We start from the raw sequence: 13,553 nt of genomic DNA, 5'->3' as shown, positions 1-13,553 counted from the left end.
GAGGCTACGTGAGGTCACACTTCCGGGTGGCCCGCCCCGTCGGATCCCCTCAGACGCCCACGCGCTGCGGCGGAACGGTGAGCCCGTAGAGCTCCATCAGCTCCGGCGTGTCGACCCGGCTGCCGTCGGCCACCGAGTCGCAGGCGATGTCGACGATCTGGTCCTTGTGCGCCAGCAGGTAGGGCCGCGCGCCGACGTCGGCGCTGGCCAGCGTGGCGATGCCGGGCCAGTGCCGGCGACCGAAGAGCATCGGGTAGCCGCGCAACCCGTCGTAGGTGGCGCAGACCAGCACGTCCGGGTACGGCAACGCGGCCACCCGGCTGATCGCCGCGGCGGTCAGACCCGGCATGTCGACCGGGACCACGACCACCGCCTCGATCCCCTCGTCCTCCATCGCGGCCAGTCCGGCCCGGATGGACGAGCCGACTCCGGTGCCCCACGCCTTGTTGATCACAACGGTGGCCCTGCTCAGGTCGGCAGTTTCCTGGACCTGCTCGGCGGCGGCGCCCAGGACGACCACGATCTGCTCGCAGCCCGCCTCGGTCATCGTGTCGATCATCTGATTGACCAGGGGCTTGTCCCCCTGGCACAGCAGCGCCTCGGGACCACCGATCCGTCGTCCCCCACCCGCTGCGATGATCATTCCTGCGATCCCGTTCAGCTGCGCCCCCTCTGGCACGGGACGACCGTGACCGATCCGCCCCTTCCTACGGACACTGCAACGAGGAGGGCCAGCCGAGGGTGGCGGGGCGAAAAGGAGAAATAGCACAACCGTTACACATTGGAGCACCCGCGTGGGTGGGCGCCGGCACGCGGGCACCGCCCGGGGGCGCCGGCACGCGGGGGCGAGCGCGGCGGCGGTCAGGTCGCGTCGGCGTAGCAGTCGACGACCGACAGGTCCAGCGGAAACCGCACCGGCGTCGCACCGAAGAGCAGCGCGGAGGCCCGCTCGCCGGACCGCGTGACGGCCTCGGCGACCGCCGCCGCCTGCGCGGCGGGAGCGTGCACCATCACCTCGTCGTGCTGGAAGAAGACCAGTTCGGCATCGGTGCCGGCCAACTCCGTCCGCAGCGTGGCCAGCAACGTGGAAGCCCACTCGGCGGCGGTCGCCTGGATGACGAAGTTGCGGGTGAAACGCCCCCGGGACCGTGCCGCACGAGCCCGTGGACTCTGTGGATCGGCCGCCCCTTCCGGATCGGAACCCGCGTCGTCGAGATCGCCGAACCCGGCCGAGCCGGGCGGGCACGTCCGCCCCAGCCACGACCGCACCAGCCCACCCGTCTCACCGGTACGGGCCGCCGCCTCGACGTAGCCGAACGCGGTCGGGTAACTGCGCTTCAGCACCGCCAGGGCGGGCACCGCGGCACCCCCGGTCTGCCCGTACATCGCGCCGAGCAGGGCCACCTTGGCCTTGGCCCGGTCACCGCCGAACGAGTCGCGGGCCAACGCGGCGTAGAGGTCGCCGGCACCACCCGCCGCCGCCAACCGGGAGTCGCCGGACACCGCGGCGAGCACCCGAGGCTCCAACTGGCCGGCGTCGGCGACCACCAGCCGCCAGCCCGGATCGGCCACCACCGCCCGTCGGATCACCTTCGGGATCTGCAACGCGCCACCACCCCGGGTGGCCCACCGGCCGGAGACGACGCCACCCGGCACGTACTCCGGTTGGAACCGGCCGCCCTGCACCCACTGCTCACGCCAGGCCCAGCCGTGCGCCGTCCAGATCCGGTAGAGCTCCTTGTATTCCAGCACCAACGGCACCGCCGGGTGATCGACGCCGCGCAACACCCAGGCCCGGGTGTTCGGCAGCTCCACCCCGGCCCGAGCGAACGCCTTCAGCAGCTCCGCCGGGGAGTCGGCGTGCAGGTGGCGTACGCCGAGCGCGTCGGCGATCCGGGCGGCCAGGTCGGCGAGACGGCGTGGTGGGCCACCCACCGGAGACGGCTCACCCAGCAGCTCGTGCAGTATCTCGTCGTGCACGTCGGCCCGCCAGGGCAGCCCGGCGACCCCCATCTCCACCGCGATCAACGCGCCGGCGGACTCGGCGGCCACCAGCAACCGGAACCGACCCGGGTGCTCGGTCCTCGCGATGCGGGCGAGCTGGTCGGCGTACACCTGGGTCAGTGCCTCGATGCCCGGGCCCGGCGGGCCGGGCAGCGTGTCGAAGAGCGCGCCCTGGCCGTGCCCGGGTGGCGCGGCGGTGCGCGGCGGCGGGTCGGGCGGCACCACCGCACCGGTCAGCCGGGCCCAGGCGGCGGCCAGCGAGCGGGGCTCGCCCCAGCGGCCCGCGTGCCCCAGCAGCAACGCCTCGGTCAGCTCCACGTCGTGACACCTGTCGACCCGGACGCCGGCGCGCAGCAGCGCCGGGTAGACCGACGCGGAGCCGGACCAGACCCAACGCGGGTGCTCGGCGGCCTCGTGGGCGGCGACGGCGGCCGTCAGGTCGGTGACGACCTGGGTCGGGCCGGCCGGGCGACCGGCGGGGTCGAGCGGGCACAGCACTCCCCCGCCCCGATCGTCAGCCACCACCGCCACCAGCACGAACGCGATTCTGCCTCCCCCCTCTGACAGGAACCGAGGCGCACCTCACCCGTTTCGGGCCGTCGAGGTGTCGGGGGCGCTCGGTAGCGTGACGTGGTGCCTCCGCAGATCCCGCATCCCGATCCGGGCACTCCGGACACCCGCGGTCCGATGCGATACCTGTGGTGGCTCACCCGCCGCCAACCCTGGCGGGTGCTGCGCGGCAGCCTGCTCGGCACGGCCTGGATGATCGGGCTGTCGGCCCGGCCCTACCTGATCGCCCGCGCCGTCGACGACGGTCTGCGCACCCGCGACACAGGGGCGCTGGCGTTCTGGGTCGCGGCCGTCGTCGTCGCGGGGGTGGCCCTGTCGTTCCTGGGCACCATGCGGCACCGCACGATGACCTTCATCCGGGAGGACGCCAAGGCCCGTTCCGCCGAGGTCCTGCTGCGCCATCTGTCCCGGATCGGCTCGGTGCTGCCCCGCCGGGTCGCCTCCGGTGAGGTGTCCACCATCGGCGGCTCCGACATCGACTGGACGGCACAGGTGCTGACGCTGACCGGGCCGGGTGTCGGAGCGGTCGTCGCCTACGGGGTCATCGCCGTGGTGCTCTGGTCGATCTCCCCGATGCTCGCGGTGTGCGTGCTGGTGGGGGTGCCGGCGGTCGGGCTGGTCGTCGGGCCGCTGCTACGCCGCCTCGAACGGGCCGAGTCGATCTACCGCCGGCAGCAGGGCGCGCTCACCGCCCGGTCCGGTGACATCGTGGCCGGGCTGCGGGTGCTCGCCGGGGTGGGCGGTCGGGGCCTGTTCGCCAGCCGGTACGCGGCCCGATCCCAGGAGCTGCGCGCCGAGGGCTACCGGGTGGGCGCCGTCATCAGCTGGATCGACGCGGCGACGGTCGCCATCCCCGGGCTGTTCCTGGCGGCGGTCGTGTGGCTGACGGCTCGGATGGCGGTGACGGGCGACGTCACGATCGGGGAACTGGTCGCCGTCTACGGCTACGTGGCGACCCTGATCGTGCCGGTCTGGTTCCTGCTGGAGGGCAGTCACCAGCTGATCCGGGGGCGGGTCGCCGCCCGACGGATCATCGGCCTGCTCACCGTGACCGCGGACGACGTGGGCGGCCCGGGTCGCCGGTGGTCGGGCCCGGTGCCCGGGGCACGCCAGCCGGAAGCCCTGGCGGCGCCGGCCGACCCCGCCGACCTGTACGACCCGGTGACCGGGCTGACCGTCCGCGCCGGCCGGCTGACCGGGGTGGCCGCCGACGACCCGGCGGCGGCCGTGGCACTGGCCGACCGGCTCGGCCGGTACGTGGTCAGCGACACCACCTGGGGTGGCGTGCCGCTGGCCGGTATCGCCCTGGACGAGGTCCGCACCCGGATCCTCGTCGCCGACCACGACTCGTACCTCTTCGCCGGGACACTGCGCGACATCCTGCGCGCCGGGGCCGCCGACGGTGACGACCGGGTCGACGCGGCAGTGCGGACGGCCTCGGCCGAGGACGTGGTCGATGCCCTGCCGGCAGGGCTGGACACCCCGATCGACTCCCGGGCCCGGACCCTCTCCGGCGGTCAACGCCAACGGGTCCGCCTCGCGCGCGCCGTCCTCGCCGAGCCGGAGGTGCTGATCCTCGTCGACCCGACGTCGGCGGTGGACGCGCACACCGAGGCCCGGATCGCCGAACGGTTACGGGTCGCGCGGGCCGACCGCACGACGGTGCTGATCGCCACGTCACCGCTGCTGCTCGGCCGAGCCGACGTGGTCGCGCACCTGAACGGCGGCCGGATCACCGCCACCGGCAGCCACGCCGACCTGCTCGACTCGGACGCCGACTACCGGCACCTGGTGGCCCGGGGCAGCGACGATCCCGACCCCGCCGACGCCGAGGGGGCGTACCGGTGAGCCGACTGCCGGTGGCCGACCGGGTCACCGTCCGCCGGGCGTTGCGCGACATGATCAGTCGGCACCGGCGCGCGGTAGGGATCGTGCTGGCGCTGCACGGCGCCGCCGCGGTCGCCGGGCTCGCCCCACCGTGGCTGCTGGGCACCATCGTCGACCGGGTCACCGCCGGCGCGGGCGTGGCCACAGTGGACCGGCTGGCGCTGGCCATCGCCGGCTGCGTCGTGGTCAGCGCGCTGCTCTCCCGGTACGCGCAGTACGCCGGTCACCGTTTCGGCGAACGAGCGGTCGCGGAGCTGCGCGAGGAGTTCGTCTCCCGGACACTCGGGCTGCCGGTCTCGGTCGTCGAGCGCGCCGGCTCCGGGGACCTGGCCACCCGCAGCTCGGTCGACGTGGCGACGGTCGGCACCACCTTCCGGGACGTGGTGCCCACCATCGTCATCGCCTCGGTGCAGTTGACGTTGTTGTTCGGTGCGGTCTTCCTGCTGCACCCGCTGCTCGGGCTCGCGGCGTTGGCCGGGCTTCCGTCGATCGTCGCGGTGACCCGCTGGTACCTGCGGCGGGCCAGCTCCGCTTACCTGATCGAGGGCGCGGCGGCAGCCGAGCTGACCGAGACGCTCACCACGACCGCCGAGGGCGCCCGCACGGTGGAGGCGCTGCGGCTGACCGACGACCGGATCCGGCACGGCACCGACCGGATCACCCGTGTGTGGCGGGCCCGACGGGCCACCCTCGCGCTGCGTACGGTGTTCTTCTCGGTCGTGGAGGCCAGCTACCCGCTGCCGATCGCGCTGGTGCTGCTCGTTGGCGGCTATCTGCTCTCCCGGGACATGGTGTCGCTCGGCGCGGTGGTCGCCGCCGCGCTCTACCTGCAACAGGCGATCGACCCGTTGGACCGGCTGTTGCAGTGGACGGAGCAGGCGCAGCGGGGCTTCGCGTCGTACGCCCGGGTGCTCGGCGTCGGTCTGGTCCCGGCGGAGCCGCCGGGCCGGACGACCACGTCACGGGGTGAGCAGCTCGTCGTCCGGGGTGCGCGGTTCTCCTACTCCGGTGGAGCGGACGTGCTGCACGGCATCGACCTGGAGGTGCAGCCCGGCGAGCGGCTGGCGGTCGTCGGTCCGTCGGGCGCCGGCAAGTCCACCCTGGCCCGGCTGCTGGCCGGGATCGACGCGCCCCGACAGGGCGTGGTCAGCATCGGTGGCTGCCCGGTCACCGACCTCGACCCGGCCGAGCGGCGCCGCCGGATCGCCCTGGTCACCCAGGAGCACCACGTCTTCATCGGCTCGGTACGGGACAATCTGGCGTTCGCCGCGCCGGACGCCTCCGACGAGCAGATGCGGGCCGCGCTCGGCACCGTGGGCGCCGACTGGTTCGCGGGCCTGCCGGAGGGACTGGACGCCACGCTCGGCGACGGTGGTCGTCAGCTCGGCGCGGCGGAGGCCCAGCAACTCGCGCTGGCTCGACTGGTGCTGGCCGACCCGCACACGCTGATCCTCGACGAGGCGACCGCCGCGCTCGATCCGACCACGGCGCGGCGCACCGAGCGGGCTCTGGCCGCCGTGCTGGTCGGGCGCACCGTCATCGCGATCGCGCACCGGCTCAACACCGCGCACGACGCCGACCGGGTGGCCGTGCTGGCGGGCGGCCGGATCACCGAGATCGGCAGCCACGACGACCTGGTAGCGGCCGGCGGGGCCTACGCCGACCTGTGGCGCTCCTGGCACACCCCGGCCGACGAGCCCCGGACATGACGAAGGGGCCCCTCGGCAGGCGAGGGGCCCCTTTTCGTCCGGGTGGTTACTTGCCGACCCCCGCGGTGAGGCCGGACTGCACCTGCCGCTGGAAGATGATGTAGACCACGAGCACCGGGAGCATCGCCATGGTCACCCCGGCGAACAGACCGGACCAGTCCGATTTGTAGCCCTGGTTGACCGAGAGTTCGATCAGGCCCTGGGCGATCACCTGGTTCTTCGGCTCCCCGGCGACCGACTGCATGAGCAGGGTCGGCAGGTACCACTGGTTCCACTGACCCAGCACGTTGAAGATGCCGATGCTGATCAGACCGGGCTTGGACATCGGCAGCATGACGCTGAAGAAGAGCCGGCTGTGCGACGCGCCGTCCACCATGGCCGCCTCGGCGATGGTGTTGGGCAGTGTCCGGAAGAACGAGTGCATGAAGAAGACGGTGAACGACAGCGACCATGCCACGTAGACGAGGATCAGCATGAGGTGCTTGTTCGGGCCCAGCAGCGGGAAGTGGACGCTGGTGTTGTAGACGCCCTTGAACAGCGGCACCGCGGCCAGGTAGACCGGCAGCGTCAGGCCGGAGAGGAACACGTAGTAGATCAGCCGGTTGCCCCGGAACTCGTAGCGGGCCAGCGCGTACGCGGCCATCGAGCCGAGCAACATGGTCAGGGTGACGCTCCCGGCCAACACCAGCACGGTGTTGAGGAAGAACGACCCGAGGTGCCCCGCTCCCCAGGCCCGGCTGAAGTTGTCCCAGTTGAGCTTGGCGGGGATCAGGGACAGGGGCTGGCGGATGACCTCCGAGTCGGTCTTGAGCGCCGACATCACCACCCACAGCAGCGGGTAGATCACCATCACGGCCCAGACCAGCAGGAAGAGGTGGGAGAAGCCGTTGAAGAACTTGCCGCCGATCCCGTCCGAGACGGACGTGTCGCCCTTCCCACCCTTGGGTGCGGTGGCCGGGTTCTGATCGGGCCGGGTCAGACCATCGTGAGTCGCCGTGCTCATCGGCCAGCCTCCTCAGTACTCGATACGGTCGCGACGGGTGATCCTGAGCTGCGCCGCGGCGAGCAGGATCGTGAAGATCGCCAGGGCTACACCCATCGCGCAGGCGTAACCGAACTGGCCCTTCTGGAACGCGGTGAAGTTGAGCACCGACGCGAAGATCTCACTGGCGTGGTTCGGGCCACCCTGGCTGGGCGTCATGACGAAGACCAGGGCGTACATGTCCAGCGCGATGAAGCCCAGGTAGACCCAGGCGACCGAGACGGTGTCCCGCAGCAGGGGCAGCGTGATCTTGAAGAAGGTGTGGAACCGGCTGGCCCCGTCCAGGAGGGCCGCCTCGTAGATGTCCTTCGGGATGGACTGCATCGCCGCCGAGAAGAGCACCATGTAGAAGCCGGCGCCGCTCCAGACTGCGATCAGCAGCAGCCACCAGAGCACCGCGGGCACGCCGAGGAAGGGCTCCGGGTCGGCGGTGAACGCGATCGGGTTGTCCGCGTCGACCAGACCGATCTTGATCAACAGCCCGTTGATCAGGCCCTGGCCGTCGCTGCGGTAGATCTGCTGCCACATGACGGCGATGACCACCAGCGACAGCACCTGCGGGAAGAAGAAGATGATCTTGTAGATCCCGGAGCCGAACACCCCTCGGATGCCGGCCCTGTCCTCGCGTCCGCCCACATTGAGCAGGAACGCGAGGAACAGGGCCAGCGCGATGGTGAACAGCGGCACGGTGACCAGGAAGAAGACGTTGTGCCAGAAGGCCTTCCTGATCAACTCATCCGACAACAGCCGGACGTAGTTGTCCAGACCGACGAAGTTCTGGGTGTCCGAGTAACCACCCCAGTCGGTCAACGAGTATCCCGCCGCCTGCACGAAGGGCCACACCACGTAGAAGAGGTACAGCGCAAGCGGCAGAGCCAGGAAACCCGTGACGAAACGCGCAACACCGTGCCGCATGGTCACTCACTTCTCTAGCTGATCAGGGCCTGTCAGGCGGTACGGGTCTGCTTCTTGACGGAGGAGTCCTTCGCGACCTTGTCCGCGGCCGCCTGCATCTTGTCGACGAACTGCTGCGCGGTGAGGCGCCCCGCCATCAGCTCCTCGGACAGGTTCTGGCTCTCCTTGTCCAGGTCGGCGTAGAAGTCCGGGAACTTGACCGAGATCAGGTCCGTGCTGCCGCTCTTCATGAGCGTGTTGGCCGAGGCCAGCGCGGTGTCCTGGACGTTGTCGCCGGAGCCCTTGGTCGAGGCGAGCGACTTGGTCAGCTCCGCGAACTTCGCCGAGCCGGCCTTGGAGAGGATGGCCCGCAGGAACTCCTTCGCGGCCGCCTTGTTCGGCGCCTTGCTCGGCACCACGAAGCCTTCGCCGGACGAGGCGAAGACGTCCTTGGCGGCCTTGTCGCCCGGCTTGGACCAGTAGTCCGACAGGGTCATCTCGAAGCCCGGCGGGATGGTCGCCGACATCTCGTTCTTGAGCCAGGTGCCGACCTGGATGAAGGCCGCCTTGCCGTCGAGCCAGGCCTGCTGCGACTGGGTGTGGTCGAGCTTGCCCGGCAGCAGCAGCTTGTCCTTGACCAGCTTCTCCCACGGCTCCAGCGCCGCGACGATGCCGTCGGCCTTCCAGGCGTTGTCCTTCAGGTTGTCGATGTCGATGATCGGCTGCTTGCCGACGGCCTTCCAGATGCTGGCGAAGAGCGCCCAGCGCGGGTAGTAACCGTGCGCGGCGTCGTGCACGTACGGCGCCATGCCCTTGGCCTTGATCTTCGGGGCGAGAGCGAAGAAGTCGTCCCAGGTGGTCGGCGCCTGCCAGCCCTCACGCTTGAACAGGGCCGCGTTGTACCAGTTGCCCCAGACCGTGTAGGCCACGTTCACCACGTAGAACTTGCCGTTCTGGGTGCCGTCGGTGACCGTGCCCGGCAGCAGCGAGTCGGCAACCGTGCCCTCGCTGTCCCACGCGGGGGCGGTGAGCAGGTCGTCGAGCGGCTCGATCGCACCCTCGTTGATCAGCGTGCTGCGATCCATGATGTCCGCGCCCGAGTTCATCACCAGGTCGCTCGGTTGGGTCGCCATCTTCGGCTGTTCTTCGGTCTTGATCTTCTGGGTGGAGCTCATGTTGACGGTGATGTTCGGGTGCTTGGCGTTGAAGAGGACCTTGTCCTCCTTGGCCCACTGGTCGCCCAGACCGCCGTTGAAGACGACCACCTTGACGGCGCTGCCGTCCTTGACACCGAACGGGTTGTCCTTGCTCTTCGCGGCACCGCTGTCCTCCGACTTGGACGGCTCGCTGCCGGCACAGGCACTCAACATGCCCGCCGCCGGAACGGCGAGCAGACCGGCAGCCGCGGCGCGCTGCAGCAGGGTCCGACGGCTCAGGTCACCGATGTTCTCGGGGGAATCCGACATCTTCGACTCTCCTTGTGGTGTCGGGTCAGGCGGTTCGCCGGAGACGCCCGGCGTACCGCGACTCGAGGGCGAGGTTGTGCTCGTCCCCGCCGGGGACGTTGGCGGAGAGGTAGATAGGGGGTACCTCCCCGGCCTGGTGGAACCGTCGTACGACCTCAGCGGTCAACAGCTGCGCCAGCAGCGCCGTGGTGACCGAGGAGACCGCACAGACCGCGCCGCCGCCCTCGAGCGGCAGCAGTGCATCGCCGTACGGCGCGCCGTTGTCCAGCACGACGTCGGCGAGGTCGGCGAGCCGCTGCCCGGACGGGTGCCGTGGTGCGACCCGTGCGGTGTGCTCGACCGAGGTGACCGCGATCAACGGGTGACCGCGCTCGGTGACCAGCGCCGCCAGCTCGACCACCGAGCCGTTGATGCCGGATTGGGATGCCACCACGAACACGTCCCGCGGCTGGGGCGCCGCGAGCGCGTAGATCTGGTGGGCGATGGAGGGGTCGCGTTCCAGCTTGGGATCGGCGAGCACGTCACGCGGGGCGTCGCCGTGCATCACCAGGTCCCGTACCGACAGCCGGTTGGTGGGGACCAACCCACCGGCCCGGGCCACCAACTCGGCGGCGAACGCCTCGGAGTGCCCGGCCCCGAACGCCTGGAGCACACCACCGTCGCGCAGGCTGTCGGCGATCAGGTCGGCGGCCCGGGTGATCCCGTCGGCCTCCGAGTCGAGCAGCCGGTCGAGCACCGGGCGGACGGCGTCCGCGTACCCCTGGGCGCTGATCATGACACGCTTCCCTTCGCTGCCTTGTGCCCGTCGACGGCCTGCGCGGTACGCCGGAAGGCCGCGTGCGCCCGGTCGTGCGTCCGTTGGGCGACGGCGATGTAGAGCAGGTCGAGCACGACGAGCTGCGGGTGCCGGGCGGAGAGCGCGTCCGGTCGGAACGTCGTCGCCTGGCTGGCGGTGAGCAGCACGATGTCGGCCAGCTCGGCCAACGGTGAGCGGGGGAAGCCGGTGAGCGCGAGCGTGGTGGCCCCCCGGCTGCCGGCCTCGGCGAGCATCTCGATCGTCTCCCGGGTCTGCCCGGTGTGCGAGATGCCGAGCGCCACGTCCCCGGACCGCAACAACGCGGCGCTGGCGAGGCCCTCGTGCACGTCGTTCCACGCCCACGCGGCCACGCCGATGCGGTGCAGGCTGAACTGCATCTCCTCGCCGACCAACGCGCTGCCGCTGGCGCCGAAGATGTTCACCCGGTTGGCACGCGCGATGGCCACCGCGGCCCGCTCCACCTCGGCGAGGTCGAGCAGGGTGGCGGTGTCGTGCATGGCGCGGGTGTCGGCCGCCATGATCTGGTCGAGCACCCGGCCGAGCGGGTCGCTCGGCTGGATCTCGCGTCCGATGTCGACGGTCCAGCCGGCCGAGCGGGCCCGACCGGTCTCGGAGGCGATGCCCAGCCGCAGGTCGGCGTACCCCTCGAAGCCCATCGCCCGGCAGAACCGGGTGATGGTCGCCGGTGAGGTGCCGCTCCGCTCGGCGAGCTCCACGATGGTGGATCGGGCGGCGGCCTCCGGGTCGCTCAGCACGTGCTCGGCGACCCGGCGGAGCGCGCCGGTCAGCTCGCCGAGTCCGTTGCGGACGCGGGCCAGCACCCCGTCGGAGGCGGAGCTCCTGCGGTCGACCACGTCGGCGTCGACCACCGCGGTCCCCGCGGCGGTGTCCACCTCGTGATCAACCATGGGTCGCCTCGCCTTTCCGAAAAGACTGTTAACTGTTAGTGGTAAAAGTTCTTACTGAAGGCCCCTCTGTGTCAAGACTGTGGGCGAAGTTTTCAAACTGTTACCTGGCGCACAAGCCGCCGGGCCCGTCGGATCTTGCCCCGCGCGACGGGGCCGACCAGCATGAACAGTCCCGAACGTCGTCCAGCGCAAGGAGAACCGTGCCGATGTCCGACACCGTCGTGGTCGGCCTCGACATCGGCGGTACGTCCACCCGGGCGACCGCCCTGACCCTCACCGGACGACGCGTCGGCTCCGGCCGCGCCGGCGGCGGAAACCCGACCAGTCACGGCGCAGAACGCGCCGCCGTCGAACTGCTGACCGCACTCCGCGCCGCCCTCGTCGACCTCGACCCCGCCCGGGTGGTCGCCGGCACGATCGGCCTGGCCGGCGCGGCCCGACTACTCGCCGATCCCGCCGGGCGCGCCGCCTTCGACAAGGCCTGGCACGACGCCGGCCTGCGCTGCGCGTACGCCGTGCACGGCGACGCCCTCGTCGCGTACGCTTCCGGCACCGCCGAACCGGACGGCACGGTGCTCATCGCCGGCACCGGGGCGATCACCGCGCAGGTCCACGACCTGCGCCTCGACCGGGTCGCCGACGGGCACGGCTGGCTCCTCGGCGACGCGGGGTCCGGCTTCTGGCTCGGTCGCGAAGCGGTACGCCGACTGCTCGCCGACCTGGATTCCGGCCACGCCCTCGGCCCGCTGACCACGGCCGTCCTCGCCGAGCTGATGGGCGGCACCGAGATCGCCGCCCGCCCACGGGACACCGTCGACGCCGCGATCCAGGCCGTGACCCGCCGGCCTCCGATCGAGCTGGCCCGCCTGGCTCCACTGGTCAGCACCGCCGCCGCCGAGGGCGAGCCGGTCGCCACCGCGCTGATCGCCGAGGCGGCGACGCACCTGGCCGCGAGCGTGCGCCGGATCCGCCCGGCCGAGGCGAGGACACCGGTCGTCCTCGGCGGCGGGCTGCTCACCGGCGACACCCCGCTGGCCACCGCCGTCCGGGCCGAGGTCGGCCGACACTGGCCCGAGGCGCCACTCCGTACCGCCGGCGACGGGGCGGTCGCCGCAGCCTGGCTGGCCGCCCGCGAACTCCCCGAGGTCACCGACCCGGGCGCCCTGCACGCCCACCTCTTCCCGACCACCCGCTGAAGCCCGACGCCGCCACCCCACGCCCTACCCACTCCCCCACCCCGGCGTCCGGGTCGACAGCCATACCCGTCGGGCCGGCGTGGACGGCCGATCCCGGGGGATGCGGTGTCGAAGCCCACGTCTGCGGCGGTGGCATGGCGCTCGGGCCCGCCGGATGTCGCGCTACCATCGGAAGTGCTTGCTTGCTCAAGCAAGTATGGATGAGTTCGACGAGAGGGTCAGCCGTACGCGTCCATTGACAGCACCGCAACAACCGGAGGTATTGCCATGAATCGCCTCGAAGGGCGCGCTGCACTGGTCACCGGCTCGACGAGCGGAATCGGGCGCGGCGTGGCGGAGGCGATGGCCCGCGAGGGCGCCATCGTCGTCGTGACCGGACTTGGCCCGGAACAGGGGGCTCAGGTCGTCGACGGAATCGTCGCGGAGGGCGGCATCGCCCACTTCGTCGAGGCAGACCTCTCCGCAGGTGGCACCGAGGTCCGCCGCCTTGCGCAGGAGGCGACCGCCCTCGCGGGGCGGCCGATCGACATCCTGGTCAACAACGCCGCCTTCCTCGTGCCGCCGCACCCCATGACGGAGTCGACCGAGGAACAGATCGACAAGGTGCTGGAGGTCAACATCAAGGCCCCGTTCCTCCTGACGGCGGCCCTGGTGCCCGGCATGGTGGAGCACGGCGGCGGCTCGGTGATCAACATCGGCTCGATCGGCGGCGTCGACGGCATCACGTTCACCTCGCTGTACGGTGCCAGCAAGGCGGCCCTGCACTCGCTGACGAGGTCGTGGGCTGCGGAGCTGGCCGCCGACGGCGTGCGGGTGAACACCGTCGCCCCCGGACCCACCATCACGGAGAGCAACGAAGACCTCCGCCCTCTCCTGGAGAAGCTCGCCCAGAACAACCCCGATCGGCACACGGGTAGCGTGCAGGACACCGCCGCAGCCGTGATCTTCCTTGCCAGCAACGAAGCGTCACACATCCACGGGGTGCTCCTCCCCGTCGACGGCGGGGCGCTCGCGATCTGAGGACGGGCCGGTCACAGTGAGACCCGTGGCGGCGGACCGG

The 13,553-nt window shown here is 71.3% G+C and carries 11 protein-coding genes; 4 read left to right on the top strand and 7 right to left on the bottom strand.

The window, feature by feature from the left end; genetic code table 11:
* Positions 1–49 precede the first annotated feature (49 nt).
* Together GA0070612_RS16165 and GA0070612_RS16160 are read right to left on the bottom strand one after the other, a co-directional pair.
* Positions 50–643, bottom strand: coding sequence for a nucleotidyltransferase family protein (locus tag GA0070612_RS16165; RefSeq protein ID WP_088988644.1), 594 nt, complete (start codon positions 641–643; stop codon positions 50–52).
* 218 nt (positions 644–861) lie between these two features.
* On the bottom strand, positions 862–2,571 hold the full coding sequence (locus GA0070612_RS16160; protein ID WP_088988643.1) for a bifunctional 3'-5' exonuclease/DNA polymerase: 1,710 nt from the start codon (positions 2,569–2,571) through the stop codon (positions 862–864).
* A gap of 120 nt (positions 2,572–2,691) precedes the next feature.
* Between GA0070612_RS16160 and GA0070612_RS16155 the strand changes: the two genes are divergently transcribed.
* Both GA0070612_RS16155 and GA0070612_RS16150 read left to right on the top strand, forming a co-directional pair.
* A complete protein-coding gene (locus GA0070612_RS16155) occupies positions 2,692–4,422 on the top strand; it encodes an ABC transporter transmembrane domain-containing protein (protein ID WP_167393705.1) in 1,731 nt (576 codons plus the stop codon).
* A gap of 50 nt (positions 4,423–4,472) precedes the next feature.
* Positions 4,473–6,170, top strand: a complete 1,698-nt coding sequence (locus GA0070612_RS16150; protein WP_231924647.1) for an ABC transporter ATP-binding protein — start codon at positions 4,473–4,475, stop codon at positions 6,168–6,170.
* 46 nt (positions 6,171–6,216) lie between these two features.
* Here GA0070612_RS16150 and GA0070612_RS16145 read toward each other — a convergent pair whose 3' ends face one another.
* From GA0070612_RS16145 to GA0070612_RS16125, 5 genes are all read right to left on the bottom strand, one after another.
* Positions 6,217–7,020 carry a carbohydrate ABC transporter permease gene (locus tag GA0070612_RS16145; protein ID WP_231924645.1) on the bottom strand — a complete coding sequence of 268 codons (804 nt, stop codon included), beginning with the start codon at positions 7,018–7,020 and terminating at the stop codon, positions 6,217–6,219.
* A 165-nt stretch (positions 7,021–7,185) separates the two neighbouring features.
* Positions 7,186–8,127 (bottom strand): carbohydrate ABC transporter permease, encoded by a 942-nt coding sequence (locus GA0070612_RS16140; protein WP_088991544.1) that lies wholly within the window; start codon positions 8,125–8,127, stop codon positions 7,186–7,188.
* A 32-nt stretch (positions 8,128–8,159) separates the two neighbouring features.
* A complete protein-coding gene (gene ngcE, locus GA0070612_RS16135) occupies positions 8,160–9,572 on the bottom strand; it encodes an N-acetylglucosamine/diacetylchitobiose ABC transporter substrate-binding protein (protein WP_088988640.1) in 1,413 nt (470 codons plus the stop codon).
* A 25-nt stretch (positions 9,573–9,597) separates the two neighbouring features.
* On the bottom strand, positions 9,598–10,347 hold the full coding sequence (locus GA0070612_RS16130) for a sugar isomerase domain-containing protein (RefSeq protein WP_088988639.1): 750 nt from the start codon (positions 10,345–10,347) through the stop codon (positions 9,598–9,600).
* The gene (locus GA0070612_RS16125) at positions 10,344–11,297 is read right to left on the bottom strand and encodes a MurR/RpiR family transcriptional regulator (protein WP_088988638.1); all 954 of its coding nucleotides are present in this window, start codon (positions 11,295–11,297) and stop codon (positions 10,344–10,346) included. Before GA0070612_RS16125 ends, GA0070612_RS16130 begins: the two co-directional genes overlap by 4 nt.
* Positions 11,298–11,503: 206 nt before the next feature.
* Here GA0070612_RS16125 and GA0070612_RS16120 point away from each other — a divergent pair, with 206 nt between their 5' ends.
* Both GA0070612_RS16120 and GA0070612_RS16115 read left to right on the top strand, forming a co-directional pair.
* On the top strand, positions 11,504–12,493 hold the full coding sequence (locus GA0070612_RS16120) for an N-acetylglucosamine kinase (protein ID WP_088988637.1): 990 nt from the start codon (positions 11,504–11,506) through the stop codon (positions 12,491–12,493).
* Positions 12,494–12,760: 267 nt separating this feature from the next.
* Positions 12,761–13,513 carry an SDR family NAD(P)-dependent oxidoreductase gene (locus GA0070612_RS16115; RefSeq protein ID WP_088988636.1) on the top strand — a complete coding sequence of 251 codons (753 nt, stop codon included), beginning with the start codon at positions 12,761–12,763 and terminating at the stop codon, positions 13,511–13,513.
* The last annotated feature ends 40 nt before the right edge of the window (positions 13,514–13,553 follow it).

The organism is Micromonospora chokoriensis (assembly GCF_900091505.1).
Classification (GTDB): domain Bacteria; phylum Actinomycetota; class Actinomycetes; order Mycobacteriales; family Micromonosporaceae; genus Micromonospora; species Micromonospora chokoriensis.
This window is presented reverse-complemented; position numbering and strand designations above follow the sequence as displayed.